The sequence below is a fragment of the Streptomyces sp. NBC_00704 genome (genome assembly GCF_036226605.1).
Classification (GTDB): domain Bacteria; phylum Actinomycetota; class Actinomycetes; order Streptomycetales; family Streptomycetaceae; genus Streptomyces.
Window position 1 is genome coordinate 1,350,809 of the sequence record NZ_CP109000.1, and the last position, 19,277, is coordinate 1,370,085.

At 73.1% G+C, this 19,277-nt stretch carries 15 protein-coding genes; 1 reads left to right on the top strand and 14 read right to left on the bottom strand.

Annotated features, from left to right (window positions below; all coding sequences use genetic code 11):
• Nucleotides 1-29 precede the first annotated feature (29 nt).
• Entirely contained in the window at nt 30-1,457 is a 1,428-nt protein-coding gene (locus tag OG802_RS05945; protein WP_329407868.1) for an RsmB/NOP family class I SAM-dependent RNA methyltransferase, read from the bottom strand.
• Between the two features lie 304 nt (nt 1,458-1,761).
• Nucleotides 1,762-2,694 (bottom strand): methionyl-tRNA formyltransferase, encoded by a 933-nt coding sequence (fmt, locus tag OG802_RS05950; protein WP_329407870.1) that lies wholly within the window; start codon nt 2,692-2,694, stop codon nt 1,762-1,764.
• Between the two features lie 266 nt (nt 2,695-2,960).
• Between fmt and OG802_RS05955 the strand changes: the two genes are divergently transcribed.
• Entirely contained in the window at nt 2,961-3,563 is a 603-nt protein-coding gene (locus tag OG802_RS05955; protein WP_329407872.1) for a hypothetical protein, read from the top strand.
• 451 nt (nt 3,564-4,014) lie between these two features.
• Here OG802_RS05955 and OG802_RS05960 read toward each other — a convergent pair whose 3' ends face one another.
• The 12 genes from OG802_RS05960 to OG802_RS06015 form a co-directional block, all read right to left on the bottom strand.
• Nucleotides 4,015-6,177 carry a primosomal protein N' gene (locus OG802_RS05960; RefSeq protein WP_329407875.1) on the bottom strand — a complete coding sequence of 721 codons (2,163 nt, stop codon included), beginning with the start codon at nt 6,175-6,177 and terminating at the stop codon, nt 4,015-4,017.
• Between the two features lie 389 nt (nt 6,178-6,566).
• Nucleotides 6,567-7,775, bottom strand: coding sequence for a methionine adenosyltransferase (gene metK / locus OG802_RS05965; RefSeq protein WP_329407877.1), 1,209 nt, complete (start codon nt 7,773-7,775; stop codon nt 6,567-6,569).
• A 240-nt stretch (nt 7,776-8,015) separates the two neighbouring features.
• Complete coding sequence (gene coaBC / locus OG802_RS05970; RefSeq protein WP_329407879.1) at nt 8,016-9,218, bottom strand: bifunctional phosphopantothenoylcysteine decarboxylase/phosphopantothenate--cysteine ligase CoaBC; 1,203 nt, start codon at nt 9,216-9,218, stop codon at nt 8,016-8,018.
• 124 nt (nt 9,219-9,342) lie between these two features.
• Nucleotides 9,343-9,615, bottom strand: a complete 273-nt coding sequence (gene rpoZ, locus OG802_RS05975) for a DNA-directed RNA polymerase subunit omega (RefSeq protein WP_003988945.1) — start codon at nt 9,613-9,615, stop codon at nt 9,343-9,345.
• A 70-nt stretch (nt 9,616-9,685) separates the two neighbouring features.
• Nucleotides 9,686-10,279, bottom strand: coding sequence for a guanylate kinase (gmk, locus tag OG802_RS05980; RefSeq protein ID WP_329407881.1), 594 nt, complete (start codon nt 10,277-10,279; stop codon nt 9,686-9,688).
• 60 nt (nt 10,280-10,339) lie between these two features.
• A complete protein-coding gene (locus tag OG802_RS05985; protein WP_003977346.1) occupies nt 10,340-10,663 on the bottom strand; it encodes an integration host factor in 324 nt (107 codons plus the stop codon).
• 309 nt (nt 10,664-10,972) lie between these two features.
• Entirely contained in the window at nt 10,973-11,815 is an 843-nt protein-coding gene (gene pyrF, locus OG802_RS05990; RefSeq protein ID WP_329407883.1) for an orotidine-5'-phosphate decarboxylase, read from the bottom strand.
• The gene (locus OG802_RS05995) at nt 11,812-12,918 is read right to left on the bottom strand and encodes a quinone-dependent dihydroorotate dehydrogenase (protein WP_329407885.1); all 1,107 of its coding nucleotides are present in this window, start codon (nt 12,916-12,918) and stop codon (nt 11,812-11,814) included. Before OG802_RS05995 ends, pyrF begins: the two co-directional genes overlap by 4 nt.
• 51 nt (nt 12,919-12,969) lie before the next feature.
• The gene (carB, locus tag OG802_RS06000) at nt 12,970-16,278 is read right to left on the bottom strand and encodes a carbamoyl-phosphate synthase large subunit (RefSeq protein WP_329407886.1); all 3,309 of its coding nucleotides are present in this window, start codon (nt 16,276-16,278) and stop codon (nt 12,970-12,972) included.
• The gene (carA, locus tag OG802_RS06005) at nt 16,271-17,428 is read right to left on the bottom strand and encodes a glutamine-hydrolyzing carbamoyl-phosphate synthase small subunit (protein WP_329407888.1); all 1,158 of its coding nucleotides are present in this window, start codon (nt 17,426-17,428) and stop codon (nt 16,271-16,273) included. Before carA ends, carB begins: the two co-directional genes overlap by 8 nt.
• Complete coding sequence (locus tag OG802_RS06010; protein WP_329407890.1) at nt 17,425-17,994, bottom strand: PH-like domain-containing protein; 570 nt, start codon at nt 17,992-17,994, stop codon at nt 17,425-17,427. The genes carA and OG802_RS06010 overlap by 4 nt, the downstream gene beginning before the upstream one ends.
• Nucleotides 17,991-19,277, bottom strand: coding sequence for a dihydroorotase (locus OG802_RS06015; protein ID WP_329407892.1), 1,287 nt, complete (start codon nt 19,275-19,277; stop codon nt 17,991-17,993). The genes OG802_RS06010 and OG802_RS06015 overlap by 4 nt, the downstream gene beginning before the upstream one ends.

Sequence of the window (19,277 nt, forward strand, 5' to 3'; positions counted from 1 at the left end):
CGAGGACCGTGAAGAAGGGCCGGGTGGTGTCAGCCGGTCTTCCTGATCAGCGCCAGGTACATGGCGTCGGTCCCGTGCACATGCGGCCACAGCTGGACGTCGGGGCCGTCCCCCAGGGCCGGGACGCCCGGCAGCAGCGGCCGCGCGTCGATCAGCTCGGCCTCCGGGCACTGCTTGAGGATGTCGGAGACGACGGCCCGCGTCTCGGCGAGGTGCGGCGAACAGGTCGCGTACCCGACGACGCCCCCGACCCGGACCGAGTCCAGCGCCGTGCGCAGCAGTCCGCGCTGCAACGGCCCGAACCCGTCGAGGTCCTCCGGGCGGCGCCGCCAGCGCGCCTCGGGCCGCCGGCGCAGCGCGCCGAGACCGGTGCACGGCACGTCCATCAGCACCCGGTCGAAGGAGCCCGGCCGCCACGGCGGCCGCGTCCCGTCGGCGGCGATGACCTGGTAGGGGCCGGGGTTGCCGGCCAGCGCCCGGGCGACGAGGCCCGCCCGGTGCGGCTGCTTCTCCGAGGCCAGCAGGACCGCTCCGCGCTCGGCGGCGAGCGCGGCGAGCAGCGCGGCCTTGCCGCCGGGGCCGGCGCACCCGTCCAGCCACTTCGTGTCCGGCCCGTCGAGCGGCGCGGCGGCCAGCGCGAGCGCCACGAGCTGGCTGCCCTCGTCCTGGACGCCCGCCCGTCCCTCCCGGACGGCGTCGACGGCGCCGGGCTCGCCGCCCTCGGTCAGCCGGACGGCGTACGGCGACCAGCGCCCGGCGACGGCGGCCTCCTCCCGGAGCAGTTCCTCGGTCGTGGCGCGTCCCGGCCGGGCGACCAGCGTCACCTCGGGCCGCTCGTTGTCGGCCTCCAACAGGTCCTCGATGCCGGCCCGGCCGCCGCCGAGCGAGTCCCACAGCGCGGAGACGATCCAGCGCGGGTGGGAGTGCACGACGGCGAGGTGGTCCTCGGGGTCGTCGTCGTAGGGCGGGGCGACCTTCTCGATCCACTCGTCCAGATCGTGCTGGGCGATCTTGCGCAGCACGGCGTTGACGAACTTGGCGCGCCCGTCGCCGAGCACCACGCGGGCGAGGTCCACGGACGCGGACACGGCGGCGTGCGTCGGGATGCGCGTCCCCAGCAGCTGGTGCGCGCCGAGGCTGAGGACGTCGAGGACCGGCGGGTCGACCTCGCGCAGGGGCCGGTCGACGCATGCGGAGATGACGGCGTCGTACGTCCCCTGGCGGCGCAGCGTGCCGTAGACCAGCTCGGTGGCGAGGGCCGCGTCCCGCCCGTCGAACTTGTCGGGCCCCTCCTTCTCGCGCGCCTTGCGCAGCAGCGGCGGCAGCACGAGGTTGGCGTACGCGTCCCGCTCGTCCACGGCCCGCAGCGCCTCGAAGGCGAGGAGGCGGACCGGGTCCTTCTGGGGGCGGCGGTAGGGCTTGCCCGACTTGCGGGGACGCTGTGGCTGATCGCTCACGAAAAGGTGCTCCGGATTGCAGGAGGGAAGACGCGTCCAGCGTACGTCGGCGCGCACGCGGGACGGTTTCGAGGGGCGGGTGGGAGTGACGGCGCAAGCACAGGGACGAGCGGGCCCCGCCCGGCGGCCGGGACGGGCGTCGCCCGCGGGGCCGGTGCGTCCTCGCCGGCCCGGCCGCACCGCCGCACGAACGCCAGGGTCCGCCGGACGAACGCGCGGATCGCCGGACGAACGCGCACGGTCCGGTGCGCCGCGCACGACAGCAAGGGCCCGACCGCTCACGGCGCGGGCCCGTGCGGGAGCGTTACGCCCCGACGGTCTCGCCGTCCGCGATCCGCACGCCGCGCGCCCAGTCGGCGGCCCGCATCGGCTTCTTGCCCTGGGCCTGCACCCACACCAGCTCGACCGCGCAGGAGCCGGTGCCGACGTGCACGCTGTTCTTGCCGACGGCCAGCGCGCCCGGCGCGAGGTCGGTCCGCTCAGGGACGGGGTGGACCTGGATCAGCTTGAGCCGTTCGCCGCGGAACGTGGTCCACGCCCCGGGGGCCGGGGTGCAGCCGCGCACGACGCGGTCCACGCGCAGGGCCGGCGTGGCCCAGTCGACCTGCGCGTCCTCCACGGTGATCTTCGGGGCGAGGGTGATGCCCTCGCCCGGCTGCGGCACGGCCTTCAGGGCGCCGTCCTCGATGCCGTCCATCGTCGCGGCGAGCAGCCCGCTGCCGGCGAACGCCAGCCGGGTGAGCAGGTCGCCGCTGGTGTCGGTGGACCGGATCTCCTCGGTGACCGTCCCGTAGACCGGCCCCGAGTCGAGGCCCTCCTCGATGAGGAAGGTGGAGGCGCCGGTGATCTCGTCGCCCGCCATGATGGCGTGCTGCACCGGAGCGGCCCCGCGCCAGGCGGGCAGCAGCGAGAAGTGCAGGTTGACCCAGCCGTGCGCCGGGATGTCCAGCGCCGCCTTCGGCAGCAGCGCCCCGTAGGCCACGACGGGGCAGCAGTCCGGCGCGATCTCCCTCAGCCGCTCCAGGAACTCCGGGTCCCGGGGCTTCGCGGGCCTGAGCACCTCGATGCCGGCCTCCTCGGCCCGCTGGGCCACCGGGGAGGCCACCAGCCTGCGCCCGCGGCCGGCCGGCGCGTCCGGCCGGGTCACGACGGCGGCCACCTCGTGGCGCCCGGAGGCGATGAGAGCGTCCAGGGCGGGAACGGCGACCTCGGGGGTGCCGGCGAAGACGAGCTTCATGAGTGGGCGGTGCCTCTCGGAGGGACGGACGGCGGGCAGCACACAAGTTTATGACGACCGCCGCGACCGCCGCGGACGGCTCGTCACCGCCCGGCGGAGCCGGCCGCCGACGGCACGCGCCCCGCCGGGGACGAACCGCGCGCACCGGACCCCCAGGGGCGTACGCATATGCCCATACGCCCCCACACCGTGACCAGCGGAGCGCCCCCGCGTTGTCAAGAAAGAGTTGACCCACTTTCTTCGACGCCGGTTCGAGAGGCTTGTTCATGGCCGACCATGCAACCCACGACGCCCAGGCCCGGGCCAGCCTGCACTTGCTGGTGCGGGACATCGAGCGGGTCCGCCGGCAGGTGGACGCGCTGCGCACCCTCACCGCCCAGCTGGGCAACGTCTACCGCCCGCGCCGTTCCGGCCCTTCCACGGGCTTCGTCGTCTACGGACGCGCCCCCGCCCCCACCGTCCGCCTCGCCCAGGAACTGCGCGACAGCGTCGAGACGCTCGTCACGGCGGCCGTGGACTTCGACCGCTCGCTCGGCTTCTCGTGGGACGCGGTGGGCTCCGCGCTCGGCGTCACCAAGCAGGCGGTCCACCGCCGTTACGGCGCCCGCCGCGCCACCGCGCAGAGCGCCGCCGCCGCCGCGGGCACGGCCGCCGCGACGGCCACGGGCGCCGGCACGGCCACGGTGACGGCCGAGGCCGAACGTCCGGCGGAGCCCGCGGGCGGCCGCCCGCTCGGCGTCAACACCGGCTTCCCGACCGTCCCCACGGTCCCCGCCGCGCGCTCCATGCCGACCCAGCCGACGGCCGGCAGCCCCGCCCTGCGCGACGAGGTGCGGCCGACCGCCTTCCCCGGCCCCCGCAACGGCTGACGCCTTCGCCCCGAACCCCCCTCTGCCCTCTCGGCCGCACCCGAGAGGGCAGCCGCATCTCCCCCCGCCGACGCCCGCGCAGCCCGACGCCCGCGCCGCCGACCGGCACCCGCGCCGCCCACCGGCGGCTGGCCCCCGTCGAAGTCCGCGCCCCACCGGCGCCCACTCGCCCACCGGTTCTGACTGGCCCACTGGTGCGACTGGCCCACTGGTGGCGACTCGCTCACCGGTGCCACGCCCCCGCACCGGCCGGAGGCCACTGTGCGACACGGGTCGGAGGCCACCGGGCGACACAGGCCGCAGGCCACCGCGCGGCACACGCCGCAAGCCACCGCTCAGCACACGCCGCAAGCCACCGCTCAGCACACGCCGCAAGCCACCGCTCAGCACACGCCGCAAGCCACCGCTCAGCACACGCCCCAGGCCACCGCGCGGCACAGGCCGCAGGGGCTCATCCGATGTCCGGCGGGTCGACCCGGACCCGCACCGCCTCCTCGCCGCCGCGGGCCATCCGGGCCGCCTGCGCCGCCTTCAACGCGGCGGCCAGCGCGGCGCCCCGGCCCGGCGGCACCCGGATCAGCGCGCGCTCCCACTGCTCCCCCGGCGGCGGCGAGCCGGGCCGGCGGGGCCGGCCGGCGGGGGCCGCCGGGACCGGCACCGGCCCCAACAGCTCGGCTTCCCGGGGTAGTTCGACCGCCCGCAGGAACCCGGTCACCGCCTCCGCCGTCCCCGAGACCGACGCCATCCGCGACACCGGCGGGAAGCCCAGCTCGGCCCGTTCGGCGAGTTCGCGCACCGCGTGCCCCACGGGGTCCCACCGCACCAGCGCCTGCACCGGCCGCAGCGTCGGCTCGGCGACGACGACCACAGTCCCCCCGGCCTCCTGCGGGCGCACGAGCGCGGCGGCGGCGATCCAGCGGCGCAGGGCGTCCTCCCCGGCCCGCAGATCGGGACGGCCGAGCATGGCCCAGCCGTCCAGCAGCAGGGCGGCCGCGTATCCGCCCTCGGCGACCGGTTCCGCGCCGGGCGTGGTCACCACGAGCGCGGGCGACGCCGACACCGTGTCCAGCACCTGCTCGCGCCCCGACGTGCGCACCGGCACGGCGGGGAACGCCCGGCCCAGCTCCTCGGCGGTCCGTCGCGCCCCCACGACCTGGGCCCGCAGCCGGAACGAGCCGCACTCCGGGCAGTGCCAGGCACTCTCCTCGCGCCCGCACCAGGCGCACCACAGCGCGCCCCCCGCATCCCCGTCCCGGGCCTCCAGCGGGCCGGAGCAGTGCCGGCAGCGGGCCGCGGCCCGGCACTGCGCGCACGCCATCCGCGGCACGTACCCGCGCCGGGGCACCTGCACGAGCACCGGCCCGTGCCGCAGCCCCTCACGGACGGCCTGCCAGGCGAGGGTGGGCAGCCGGGCGGCCCGCGCCGCCTCGTCCCGCGCCAGGTCGTGGTCGCCGACCGTCCGCACCAGCGGGGCGGCCCGCCGCACCGCTTCCCGTCCGGCGACCAGCGGCCGCGCCCACCCGCTCTCGACGAGCTGGGCGCCCTCCACGGTGCAGCTCCAACCCCCCATCAGGAAAGCGCACTTGTCCTGTGCGGCCCGCAGCAGGAGCACCTCGCGCGCGTGCGGCTGCGGGGCGTGCAGCTCACTGTGGCTGTCGTCCCCGTCGTCCCAGAGCGCGACCAGCCCGAGGTCCTGGACCGGCGCGAACATCGCGGCGCGCGTGCCGACGACGGCGCGCACGGACCCGCGTCGCACCGCCAGCCATTCCCGGTAGCGCTTCTCGGGGCCCGCGTCCGCGGTGAGCAGCGCGTGCCGCCCCTCCCCCAGCAACGCCGTCAGCGCCGCGTCGACCCGCGCGGCGGCCCGTCCGTCCGGTACGACGACCAGCGCCCCGCGCCCCGAGGCGAGCGTGGCGGCGACGGCCCGCGCCAGTTCCCCGCTCCACTCGGGCCCGGGCAGCGCGTTCCACACGGCGCGCGGCGCGCCGCCGGACGCCAGCGACTCCAGGAACGCGCCTCCTTGTTCGTACCGGGCCCAGGTGCCCGCCCGAGGCGCCGCCGGCGGCGGCAGCGGAGCGGGCGAGGGCCGCTGCTCGGCCCGGGCGTTGCGCGGCGGCACGGCGAGTTGCAGCACGTCGGCGAGGCTCCCCGCGTAGCGGTCGGCGACGGCCCGCGCCAGCCCGAGGAGCCGCGGCCCGAGCACCGGTTCCGGCGACACCACCTGTGCGAGCGCCGCGAGCGGCCCCGAGTAGTCCGAGACCGCGAGCCGTTCGACGAGGAACCCGTCGATCAGCCCGCCTCCCTCGCGCCGCCCGTCGCGCACCCGGCCCCGCCCGGCCCCGAAACGCACCCGGACCCGGACACCGGGCTGCGCGTCCGCGTCCAGCTCGGCCGGGACGGCGTAGTCGAAGTAGCGGTCGAGATGCAGGACGCCCTTGTCGACGAGCACCCGCGCGACCGGCAGTTCCTCGGCCAGCGCGGCCCCCCGCCAGGTCCGGGGCTTGGCCCGGGGCGTCTTGGCCCGCCGCACGCTCTCGCGGATGAGCGCGAGCTGCTCCGGCGGGGCGCCGTCCCCGGCCGCCCCACCGCCCCCCTGCCCGTTCTCGCTGCTCACGCCTGCATTCTTACCAAACGCCACTGACAACGGCGGCCGACGCCCGAACCGACCGACGGCGACACCGGGGAACCGTTCCCCGATGTGCCTCGTCACCGACCGACAGACGGCCGACGGCCGGTCGCCCGCGACGGTCCGGTGGCCCATGGCTCACGGGCGGTGGCGCTGCCCGAGGGCCTGCCGGTGACAACGACGGTCCGCGGCCTCCGCCGCCGGGCCGCAAGGGCGCGACCGGGCGGCGGAGGCCGCGGACGACGACGTCGGCTCCCGAGACCGCAGCGGGTCCCGGGAGCCGACGTCGTGCACAGCAGGGGCCGGAAGGACGGCCCAACCCGCTCCGGAGGGCTCCGGGGCGGGCAGGCAGGCGGTCCGGCGCGGCCGATGAGGCCCTACAGGCCCGCGGCCTTGCGCAGGGCGTCCACGCGGTCCGTGCGCTCCCAGGTGAAGTCGGGCAGCTCACGGCCGAAGTGACCGTAGGCGGCGGTCTGGGCGTAGATCGGGCGCAGCAGGTCGAGGTCGCGGATGATCGCCGCCGGGCGGAGGTCGAAGACGTCGTCGATGGCCTTCTCGATCTTCTCGGCGTCGATCTTGGCGGTGCCGAAGGTCTCGATGAAGAGACCCACCGGCTCGGCCTTGCCGATCGCGTAGGCGACCTGGACCTCGCAGCGGGCCGCGAGACCCGCCGCGACGACGTTCTTCGCCACCCAGCGCATCGCGTAGGCCGCCGAGCGGTCCACCTTGGACGGGTCCTTGCCCGAGAAGGCGCCGCCGCCGTGGCGGGCGAAGCCGCCGTAGGTGTCGATGATGATCTTGCGGCCGGTGAGGCCGGCGTCGCCCATGGGGCCGCCGATCTCGAAACGGCCGGTCGGGTTGACCAGCAGACGGTAGTTCTCGGTGTCGAGCTTGATCCCGTCGTCCAGCAGCGCCTTGAGCTCCGGCTCCACGACGAACTCGCGGATGTCGGGGGTGAGCAGCGACTCCAGGTCGATGTCGGAGGCGTGCTGCGAGGAGACGACGACGGTGTCGAGGCGGACCGCCTTGTCGCCGTCGTACTCGATGGTGACCTGGGTCTTGCCGTCGGGGCGCAGGTAGGGGATGGTCCCGTTCTTGCGGACGTCCGAGAGACGCTTCGACAGGCGGTGCGCCAGGAAGATCGGCAGCGGCATCAGGGTCGGGGTCTCGTCGGACGCGTAGCCGAACATCAGGCCCTGGTCGCCCGCGCCCTGCCGGTCCAGCTCGTCCTCGTCGCCCTCGACGCGGTTCTCGTACGCGGTGTCGACGCCCTGGGCGATGTCCGGGGACTGCGCGCCGATGGACACCGAGACGCCGCAGGAGGCGCCGTCGAAGCCCTTCTTCGAGGAGTCGTAGCCGATTTCGAGGATCTTGTCGCGCACCAGCTGGGGGATCGGGGCGTAGGCCTTGGTGGTGACCTCGCCGGCGACGTGCACCAGACCGGTCGTGATCAAGGTCTCGACGGCGACCCGGGAGGTCGGGTCCTCACGCAGCAGGGCATCGAGAATGGTGTCGCTGATCTGGTCAGCGATCTTGTCGGGGTGACCCTCGGTCACAGACTCCGAAGTGAACAGGCGACGGGACACAACGCTCCCTGGGGTTGCAGCGGCTGCTGGCTGATCATTGGCGGACGCGACGGGAGCTGCGCCCGGCGTCGTCCGAGAACAGTTTATCGGTGATACCCCGCCACCGGCCCACCCGTCTCGCCTCTCGGGAGCGCTGTGACCTGCGGCACGGGCATTGTGCCGAAAGCCGAGCACGCTTGGCCAGGGGCGCCGCGTCCCAATCGAGCCGGGCGGGGGCCGACGACGAAGCGCATCAAACAGTCAGCCCAGTCGCTGCGTCACCAGGTCCCACACGATTTCGGCCAGGGCCTCCTTGGGCCCGTGGGGCACGGGCGTCTCGCTGCCGTCGGCGCCCAGCACGAGCGCCTCGTTCTCCTCGGAGCCGAACGTTCTGCGCTCCCCCACCTCGTTCACCACCAGCAGGTCGCACCCCTTGCGCCGCAGCTTCGTCCGGCCGTTGGCCAGGACGTCGTCGGTCTCGGCGGCGAAGCCGACGACCACCTGATCGGCGCGCGCCCGGTCGGCGGACAGCTCGGCGAGGATGTCCGGATTCCGCACGAGAACGATCGGGTCCGGTTCCTTGCCGTCCTTCTTTTTGATCTTTCCGGCCGCGTAGGTCTCCGGCCGGAAATCGGCCACGGCGGCGGCCATGACGACGGCGTGCGCGTCGGCGGCCGCCTTCAGGACCGCCTCGCGCAGCTGGACGGCCGTGCCGACCTGCACGACGTCGACGCCCGCCGGGTCGGGCAGGCCGGTGTTCGCCGCGACCAGGGTGACGCGGGCGCCGCGGGCTGCGGCGGTGCGGGCCAGGGCGTAGCCCTGCTTGCCGGAGGAGCGGTTGCCGAGGAAGCGGACCGGGTCGAGGGGTTCGCGGGTGCCGCCGGCGCTGACGACGACGTGCCGGCCGGTCAGGTCGGGCTCGCGCACGCCCCTGGCGAGGACCCGGCGGCAGACCTCGAAGATCTCGCCGGGGTCGGGCAGGCGGCCCTTGCCCGTGTCGACGCCGGTGAGCCGCCCGACGGCCGGTTCGATGACGACGGCGCCCCGGCGGCGCAGCGTCGCCACGTTCTCCTGGGTGGCGGGGTGCTCCCACATCTCGGTGTGCATGGCGGGGGCGAAGACGACCGGGCAGCGGGCCGTGAGGAGGGTGTTGGTGAGGAGGTCGTCGGCCAGGCCGTGGGCGGCCTTGGCGAGCATGTCGGCGGTGGCCGGGGCGACGACGACGAGGTCGGCCTGCTGGCCGATGCGGACGTGCGGGACCTCGTGGACGTCGTCCCAGACCTCGGTGGAGACCGGGTGGCCGGAGAGGGCGGACCAGGTGGCGGCGCCGACGAAGTGCAGCGCGGAGGCGGTGGGGACGACGCGCACGTCGTGCCCGGACTCCGTGAGCCGGCGCAGCAGCTCGCAGGCCTTGTAGGCGGCGATGCCGCCGCTGACCCCCAGAACGACCTTCGGTGTGTCCACCGTCTCTCCCCGGACCTCGACGATTGCGTCCGCCGTGACTGCCGGCGTACGAGTCCATCACACACCACAGGCCCGGCAGTCGTGCTGCCGGGCCTGTGGAAAAACCTACTGCGAGCCGAAAATACTACTGGGCGGGGCCTTCGACGGCCTCGGACGTCAGCAGTCCGGCGTTGATCTCGCGGAGGGCGATCGAGAGCGGCTTCTCGTGGACGTGGGTGTCCACGAGCGGACCGACGTACTCGAGGAGGCCCTCGCCGAGCTGCGAGTAGTACGCGTTGATCTGGCGGGCCCGCTTGGCCGCGTAGATCACGAGGCTGTACTTCGAGTCGGTGGCCTCGAGGAGCTCGTCGATCGGCGGGTTGATGATGCCCTCGGGCGCGGAGATGGAAGAGGACACGCTCTACCTTCCGATGGATGGGAAAAGACCGGTCGTGATCACGAAGGCCGCGAAGAGAACGGGCTCGCGATCACACAACATCCATCAAGGCTAGCAGCTCACGCGCCACGTCCTCGACGGAGGTGTTGACGAGGGTCACGTCGAACTCCGGCTCGGCGGCGAGTTCGATCTTTGCCGCCGCCAGGCGGCGTTCGATGACCTCGGGCGGTTCGGTGCCCCGCCCGGTGAGCCGGCGCACCAGTTCCTCCCAGGACGGAGGGGCCAGGAACACCAGCCGGGCCTCGGGCATGGACTCGCGGACCTGCCGGGCGCCCTGGAGGTCGATCTCCAGCAGCACCGGCTCGCCCGACTCCAGGCGCTCCAGGACGGCGGCGCGCGGGGTGCCGTAGCGGTTGCCGGCGAACTCGGCCCACTCCAGCAGCTCGCCGTTGGCGATCAGCTTGTCCATCTCCTCGTCGGTGACGAAGAAGTAGTGGACGCCGTGCTGTTCGCCGGGGCGGGGCTTGCGGGTCGTCGCCGACACCGACAGCCACACCTCCGGGTGTTGCTTGCGCATATGAGCGACGACCGTGCTCTTGCCGACCCCGGAGGGGCCGGAGAGCACGGTCAGCCGCGGACGTACGTCCGGGGGCTCGGGGGTCGTCCCCCGGAATGTTGCAGCCATGCAGCGATTATTCCAGCAATCCCGGAGTGCCCGGGACCCCCTGCCGGCAGGACCCGGCCATCAGGAGCCGGTGCTGCCGAACTCACGCTCCAGGGAGGCGATCTGGTTGGAGCCGAGGCCGCGAACCCGGCGGCTCTCGGAGATGCCGAGTCGCTCCATGATCTGCTTGGCGCGGACCTTGCCCACGCCGGGGAGCGACTCCAGGAGGGCGGAGACCTTCATCTTGCCGATGACGTCGTTTTCCTGACCCTGCTTGATGACCTCGTGAAGAGAGGCGCCGGAGTGCTTCAGTCGATTCTTGACCTCGGCCCGCTCCCGGCGAGCCGCGGCGGCCTTTTCGAGCGCGGCTGCGCGCTGTTCGGGGGTAAGGGGCGGAAGAGCCACGCCTACGTCACCTCGGATGTCGAACTGTCGGATACGGACCGGCGAGGAACGTGATCGCCCCTCACCAGGGAGCCACGGGCGACACGCTTGCCCGTTCTCCCCCACTGCTTCGAAAAGCGTGGGGCTGCCCCCACTCGTCGGAGACTAGCGGCCAACTCCGCCAGAGTCAGCGAGAACAGCGGAAAAGTCCTGGTCAGCCTCCGTAGGGCCGGACATTTAGGACATACTGCCCTGGATTTGAGGATGTATCCCTGCCCGAGTCCGCCCTCGGCCGCCCGGCCGAACCCCCGGTCGGGCGGCCGGCGCCCGTCAGGCGGAGGTCAGGGCCGTGCGCACATCTCGCGCGAACCGCTCCACGGCGTCACGCAGAGCGACGACGTCGGGGCCGTGACGCAGCACGCCCCGGCTCACGTTCGGCACCACGTTGCGCACCGCGGACCCGAAGACCCGGGGCAGATCCGCCGGGGTCGCCCCCTGGGCCCCGACGCCGGGCGCGAGGAGCGGCCCGTTGACGTCCAGGTCGTACGCCGAGAGATCGCCCAGAGTGGCCCCGACGACCGCCCCGAAGGAGCCCAGCGGCTCCTCCCCCGCGTTCTCCGCCGCCAGGTGCGCCAGCATCGTCGCGCCCACGTCCCGCCCGTCGGCGCGCACCGCGTGCTGGACCTCGCCGCCCTCCGGGTTGGAGGTGAGCGCCAGCACGAACAGGCCCGCGCCGCTCTCCCGGGCCAGCTCCACGGCCGGCGCCAGCGATCCGTAGCCCAGGTACGGCGAGACGGTGAGGGCGTCGGAGAACAGCGGCGCGTCCTTGTGCAGGAACGACTCGGCGTAGGCGGCCATGGTCGAGCCGATGTCGCCGCGCTTGGCGTCCATGACGACCAGGGCGCCGGCCGCCCGCGCCTCCTGGACCGTCTGCTCCAGGACGGCGATCCCGCGCGAGCCGAACCGCTCGAAGAAGGCGCTCTGCGGCTTCAGGAGGGCGACCCGGTCGGCCGTCGCCTCGACGACCGTGCGGCTGAACCGCTCCAGGCCGCGGACGTCGTCGTTCAGCCCCCATTCGGCGAGCAGGGAGGCGTGCGGGTCGATGCCCACGCACAGCGGGCCGCGCTCGTCCATCGCGTGGCGCAGCCGGGCGCCGAAGGGCTCCATGGTCATGCGGTCTTCCTCACGTCGGCGCCGACCGCGTCGGCGAGGGTGGCGTACGGGCTGGTCCGCAGGCGGGCGGCGAGGCCCTTGTGGACGGCCCGGCCCCAGAAGGGCCCTTCGTAGACGAACGCGCTGTACCCCTGGACCAGCGTGGCGCCGGCCAGGATGCGCTGCCAGGCGTCCTCGGCGTTCTCCACGCCGCCGACGCCCACCAGGGTGATCCGGTCGCCCACGCGCGCGTAGAGGCGGCGCAGCACCTCCAGGGAGCGGGCCTTGAGCGGGGCGCCGGACAGTCCGCCCGTCTCCTTGACCAGCGCGGGGTCGGAGGTCAGTCCGAGGCCGTCGCGCGCGATGGTGGTGTTGGTGGCGATGATGCCGTCCAGGCCCAGCTCGACGGCCAGGTCGGCCACGGCGTCGACGTCGTCGTCGGCCAGGTCCGGGGCGATCTTCACCAGCAGCGGGATCCGGCGCGCGCCCACCGCGCGGTCGGCGGCCTCGCGGACGGCGACGAGCAGCGGCCGCAGGGCCTCGGTGGCCTGGAGGTTGCGCAGGCCGGGCGTGTTCGGCGAGGAGACGTTCACGACCAGGTAGTCGGCGTACGGGGCAAGCCGCTCGGCCGACTTCACGTAGTCGCCGACGGCCTCCTCCTCGGGGACGACCTTGGTCTTGCCGATGTTGACGCCGACCACGGGCTTGAAGACGGGCGTGCGGGAGGCCAGGCGGGCGGCGACGGCGAGCGAGCCGTCGTTGTTGAAGCCCATCCGGTTGATGAGCGCCCGGTCCTTCACGAGACGGAAGAGCCGCCGCTTGGGGTTGCCGGGCTGCGGCTCGCCGGTGACGGTGCCGATCTCGACGTGGTCGAAGCCGAGCATCGCCATGCCGTCGATCGCGATCGCGTTCTTGTCGAAGCCGGCGGCGAGTCCGAAGGGGCCGTGCATGCGCAGCCCGAGGGCCTCCGTGCGCAGCTCCTTGTAGCGGGGGGCGAGGGCGGCGGCCGCGAAGGTGCGCAGCACGGGGACCCGGGCGGCGAGGCGGATCCAGCGGAAGGCGAGGTAGTGGGCCCGTTCGGGGTCCATCCGGCGGAAGACGAGCTTGAAGAAGATCTTGTACATGGTTCCCTCATGAAGAGGGGGACACCGTTTCCGGTGTCCCCCTCAGGGCTGCTAGTCGCGGGCCGCGGTCAGTCGTTCGGCGTGTTCCTGGAGCGAGCGGACGCCCACGTCGCCGTGGTTGAGGGCGTCGATGCCCTGGACGGCGGCGGCGAGCGCCTGGACCGTCGTCAGACACGGCACGGACCGGGCCACGGCCGCCGTGCGGATCTCGTAGCCGTCGAGACGGCCGCCGGTGCCGTACGGGGTGTTGACGATGAGGTCGACCTCCCCGTCGTGGATGCACTGGACGATGGTCTTCTCGCCGTTGGGGCCGGTGCCCTCGGACTGCTTGCGCACCACCGTGGCGTTGATGCCGTTGCGCCGCAGGACCTCGGCGGTGCCGGAGGTGGCGAGGAGTTCGAAGCCGTGGGCGACCAGCTCGCGCGCGGGGAAGATCATCGAGCGCTTGTCGCGGTTGGCGACCGAGATGAACGCACGGCCCTTGGTGGGCAGCGGGCCGTAGGCGCCCGCCTGCGACTTGGCGTACGAAGTGCCGAAGACGGAGTCGATGCCCATGACCTCGCCGGTGGAGCGCATCTCGGGGCCGAGGACGGTGTCGACGCCGCGGCCGGAGGTGTCCCGGAAGCGGGTCCACGGCATCACGGCCTCCTTGACGGAGATCGGCGCGTCGAGCGGCAGCTCGCCGCCGTCGCCGGTCGCCGGGAGGATGCCCTCCGCGCGCAGTTCGGCGACGGTCGCGCCCAGCGAGATCCGGGCGGCGGCCTTGGCCAGCGGCACCGCGGTGGCCTTCGAGGTGAAGGGCACGGTGCGCGACGCGCGCGGGTTGGCCTCCAGCACGTAGAGGATGTCGCCGGCCATCGCGAACTGGATGTTGATCAGGCCGCGTACGCCGACGCCCTTGGCGATCGCCTCGGTGGAGGCCCGCAGGCGCTTGATGTCGAAGCCGCCCAGGGTGATCGGGGGCAGGGCGCACGCCGAGTCGCCGGAGTGGATGCCGGCCTCCTCGATGTGCTCCATGACGCCGCCGAGGTACAGCTCCTCGCCGTCGTACAGGGCGTCGACGTCGATCTCGATGGCGTCGTCGAGGAAGCGGTCGACCAGGACCGGCCGGGTGGGGCTGATCTCGGTGGACTCGGCGATGTAGGACGACAGCCGGGTCTCGTCGTAGACGATCTCCATGCCGCGGCCGCCGAGCACGTAGGACGGCCGGACGAGGACCGGGTAGCCGATCTCGTCCGCGATGGCCTTGGCCTCGGTGAAGGTGGTGGCGGTGCCGTGCTTGGGGGCCGGCAGGCCCGCCTCGGCGAGGACGCGTCCGAAGGCGCCCCGGTCCTCGGCCGCGTGGATGGCCTCGGGCGGGGTGCCGACGATCGGCACGCCGTTGTCCTTCAGGGCCTGCGCCAGGCCGAGCGGGGTCTGTCCGCCGAGCTGGACGATGACGCCGGCGATCGGGCCGGCCTGCGCCTCCGCGTGGACGATCTCCAGCACGTCCTCGAGCGTCAGCGGCTCGAAGTACAGGCGGTCGGAGGTGTCGTAGTCGGTGGAGACGGTCTCGGGGTTGCAGTTGACCATCACGGTCTCGTAGCCCGCGTCGCTCAGCGCGAAGGAGGCGTGGACGCAGGAGTAGTCGAACTCGATGCCCTGGCCGATGCGGTTGGGGCCGGAGCCCAGGATGATCACCGCGGGCTTCTCGCGCGGCGCGACCTCGCTCTCCTCGTCGTAGGAGGAGTAGAAGTACGGCGTCTTCGCGGCGAACTCGGCGGCGCAGGTGTCGACCGTCTTGTAGACCGGGCGCACGCCCAGCGCATGGCGGACCTCGCGCACGACGTCCTCGCGCAGCCCGCGGATCTCGGCGATCTGGAGGTCGGAGAAGCCGTGCCGCTTGGCCTCGGCGAGCAGTACGCCGTCGAGGCGGTCGGCGGCGGCCAGGTCGTCGGCGGTCTCCTTGATCAGGAAGAGCTGGTCGACGAACCAGGGGTCGATCTTCGTGGACTCGAAGACGTCCTCGGGCGTGGCGCCGGCGCGGATGGCCTGCATGACGGTGTTGATGCGGCCGTCGGTGGGGCGCGCGGCCTCGCGCAGCAGCTCGTCCTTGTCGCCGGGGTCGCCGACGAAGGTGAACTGGCTGCCCTTCTTCTCCAGGGAGCGCAGCGCCTTCTGGAAGGCCTCGGTGAAGTTGCGGCCGATGGCCATGGCCTCGCCGACCGACTTCATGGTCGTGGTCAGCGTGGAGTCGGCGCTCGGGAACTTCTCGAAGGCGAATCGCGGGGCCTTGACGACCACGTAGTCGAGCGTGGGCTCGAAGGAGGCCGGGGTCTCCCGCGTGATGTCGTTGGGGATCTCGTCGAGGGTGTAGCCGACGGCGAGCTTGGCCGCGATCTTCGCGATCGGGAATCCGGTCGCCTTGGAGGCGAGCGCCGAGGACCGCGACACGCGCGGGTTCATCTCGATGACGATGACGCGGCCGTCCTCGGGGTTCACCGCGAACTGGATGTTGCAGCCGCCGGTGTCGACGCCGACCTCGCGGATGATCGCGATGCCGACGTCGCGCAGCACCTGGTACTCGCGGTCGGTCAGCGTCATCGCGGGGGCGACGGTGATCGAGTCGCCGGTGTGCACGCCCATGGGGTCGAAGTTCTCGATGGAGCAGACGACCACGACGTTGTCGTGCTTGTCGCGCATCAGCTCCAGCTCGTACTCCTTCCAGCCGAGGATGGACTCCTCCAGGAGCACCTCGGTGGTCGGCGAGAGGGTGAGGCCCTGGCCGGCGATGCGGCGCAGCTCCTCCTCGTCGTGGGCGAAGCCGGAGCCGGCGCCGCCCATGGTGAAGGAGGGGCGCACGACGACCGGGTAGCCGCCCAGCTCGTCGACCCCGGCGATCACCTCGTCCATGGTGTGGCAGATGACCGAGCGGGCGGACTCGCCGTGGCCGGTCCTGGCGCGGACGGCTTCCACGACGCCCTTGAACAGGTCGCGGTCCTCGCCCTTGTTGATGGCCTCGACGTTGGCGCCGATCAGTTCGACGCCGTACTTGTCGAGGACGCCGTTCTGGGCGAGCGAGATCGCCGTGTTGAGGGCCGTCTGGCCGCCCAGGGTGGGCAGCAGGGCGTCGGGCCGCTCCTTGGCGATGATCTTCTCGACGAACTCGGGGGTGATCGGCTCGACGTAGGTGGCGTCGGCGATCTCCGGGTCGGTCATGATCGTCGCCGGGTTGGAATTGACCAGGATCACCCGCAGGCCCTCGGCGCGCAGGATGCGGCACGCCTGGGTGCCGGAGTAGTCGAACTCGGCGGCCTGGCCGATGACGATCGGGCCGGAGCCGATGACCAGGACGGACTGGATATCGGTGCGCTTAGGCACGCTGGCCCTCCATCGGGACGGTGCTCATCAAGGTCGTGAAGCGGTCGAACAGGTAGGCGGCGTCGTGCGGGCCCGCTGCCGCTTCCGGGTGGTACTGGACGGAGAAGGCCGGCTGGTCGAGCAGTTGCAGCCCCTCCACGACGTCGTCGTTCAGGCACACGTGCGAGACCTCGACGCGGCCGAACGTCGTCTCGCTGACCTTGTCGAGCGGCGCGTCCACGGCGAAGCCGTGGTTGTGCGCGGTGACCTCGACCTTGCCGGTCGTGCGGTCCTGCACGGGCTGGTTGATGCCCCGGTGGCCGTACTTCAGCTTGTAGGTGCCGAAGCCGAGGGCGCGGCCGAGGATCTGGTTGCCGAAGCAGATGCCGAACACGGGCGTCCTGCGCTCCAGCACGGCGGTCATGAGCGCGACGGGTCCGTCGGCGGTGGCCGGGTCGCCCGGACCGTTGGAGAAGAAGACGCCGTCCGGGGCGACGGCGTAGACGTCGTCGACGGTCGCCGTGGCCGGGAGCACGTGCACCTCGATGCCGCGCTCGGCCATGCGGTGCGGGGTCATGCCCTTGATGCCGAGGTCGATGGCGGCGACGGTGAACCGCTTCTCGCCGACCGCGGGCACGACGTAGGCCTCCTTGGTGGCGACCTCCTCGTACAGGCTCGCGCCCTTCATGTGGGGCTGGGCCTGCACGCGCGCGAAGAGCTCGCCGTCGGGGGCGATCGCCTCGCCGGAGAAGACGCCGGCGCGCATGGAGCCGCGCTCGCGCAGGTGGCGGGTGAGGGCGCGGGTGTCGACGCCGGAGATCCCGACGACGCCCTGGGCGCAGAGCTCGTCGTCCAGGGAGCGCTTGGCGCGCCAGTTGGACGGCACGCGCGCGGGGTCGCGCACGACGTAGCCGGCGACCCAGATGCGGCCCGACTCGTCGTCCTCGTCGTTCCAGCCGGTGTTGCCGATCTGCGGGGCGGTCGCGACGACGATCTGGCGGTCGTACGACGGGTCGGTCAGGGTCTCCTGGTAGCCGGTCATCCCGGTGGAGAACACCGCTTCGCCGAAGGTCTCCCCCACGGCCCCGTAGGCGCGGCCGCGGAAGATGCGGCCGTCCTCCAGGACGAGTACGGCGGGAGTCCTGGCGGCTCCCCTGGTGGAGGTCGTCATCGTGCGCCTTCCGTCGTGTCGTTCTTGATCATGGAGTTGATGGCGTCGACCCAGGCGGCGTGCTCGGCCGCGTGGTCCGAGCGGAACCCGGAGTCGAGCAGCCGGTCGCCGTGCGCCCAGGTCACCACCAGCAGTCCGCCCTCGGTGAGGACCTTGCCGGCGATGCCTTTGTCGAGCCTGGCCTCACGCAGGGCGGCGGCCGGGATGAAGAAGTCGCTCGCGCCGGGGCGCACGACGTCCAGTCCCGCGTCCGTCAGGGTGAGCTCGGTCCGGCTGCGGGTGCCCAGGCCGTGCGCCACGATGCGGTCGAGCCACTGCCCGGCGGTGGTGGAGCCGTGGTAACGGCCGCTCATGCCCAGTCTCACCGGGCCCGGCTCGTCCGGCACGGTGGGCAGCTCGGGCAGGTCGCCCTGGAGGGTGCCGCGCCACTTCCAGCCCTCGCGCATCAGCCAGTAGACGAGCGCGACGAAGAGGCCGAGGCCGACCACCCAGCCGACCCGTGCGGCCCAGTCGGTCACTTGGGCCGATTCCTTCTCGGCCGCGAGCAGTAGTGCAGCAGATGTCACGTGAGCTTCCCGTCGACGAGCGTGGCCTTGCCCCGCAGCCAGGTGTGCGTGACCCGGCCCGGCAGCTCACGCCCCTCGTACGGGGTGTTCCGGCTGCGCGAGGCGAAGCCCGCGGGGTCCACGGACCCACGGTATTCCGTGTCGACGAGCGTGAGGTTGGCGGGCTCACCAGCCGAGACGGGACGACCGTGGCCGGCGGCCCGTCCGATCCGGGCGGGCGTGGTGGACATGCGGTCGGCGACCCCGGCCCAGTCCAGCAGGCCCGTCCGCACCATGGTCTCCTGCACCACCGACAGCGCGGTCTCCAGGCCGACCATGCCCATGGCGGCCGCGGCCCACTCGCAGTCCTTGTCCTCGTGCGGGTGCGGGGCGTGGTCGGTGGCCACGATGTCGATCGTGCCGTCGGCGAGCGCCTCGCGCAGGGCGAGGACGTCCCGCTCGGTGCGCAGCGGCGGGTTCACCTTGTAGACGGGGTCGTAGGAGCGGACCAGTTCGTCGGTGAGCAGGAGGTGGTGCGGGGTGACCTCGGCGGTGACGTCGATGCCGCGGGACTTGGCCCAGCGGACGATCTCGACGGATCCCGCGGTGGAGAGGTGGCAGATGTGGACGCGGGAGCCGACGTGCTCGGCGAGCAGGACGTCGCGGGCGATGATCGACTCCTCGGCGACCGCGGGCCAGCCGCCCAGCCCCAGCTCGGCGGAGACGACGCCCTCGTTCATCTGGGCGCCCTCGGTCAGCCGCGGCTCCTGCGCGTGCTGGGCGACGACCCCGCCGAAGGCCTTCACGTACTCCAGGGCCCGGCGCATGATCACGGCGTCGTCGACGCACTTGCCGTCGTCGGAGAAGACGGTGACCCCGGCGGCCGACTCGTGCATGGCGCCCAGCTCGGCGAGCTTGCGGCCCTCCAGGCCGACGGTGACCGCGCCGATGGGCTGTACGTCGCAGTAGCCGTGCTCCTGCCCGAGGCGGTAGACCTGCTCGACCACGCCGGCGGTGTCGGCGACGGGGAAGGTGTTGGCCATGGCGAAGACGGCCGTGTAGCCGCCGGAGGCGGCGGCGCGGGTGCCGGTCAGCACGGTCTCGGAGTCCTCGCGGCCCGGCTCGCGCAGATGGGTGTGCAGGTCGACCAGACCCGGCAGCAGCACCTTGCCCGCGGCCTCGACGACCTCGGCGCCGTCGGCGCTCAGGCCGGCGCCCACCTCGGCGATCGTGTCCCCGTCGATGAGGACGTCCTGCGGCTCGCCGCCGAGCACCTTCGCACCACGGATCAGGATCTTGCTCAT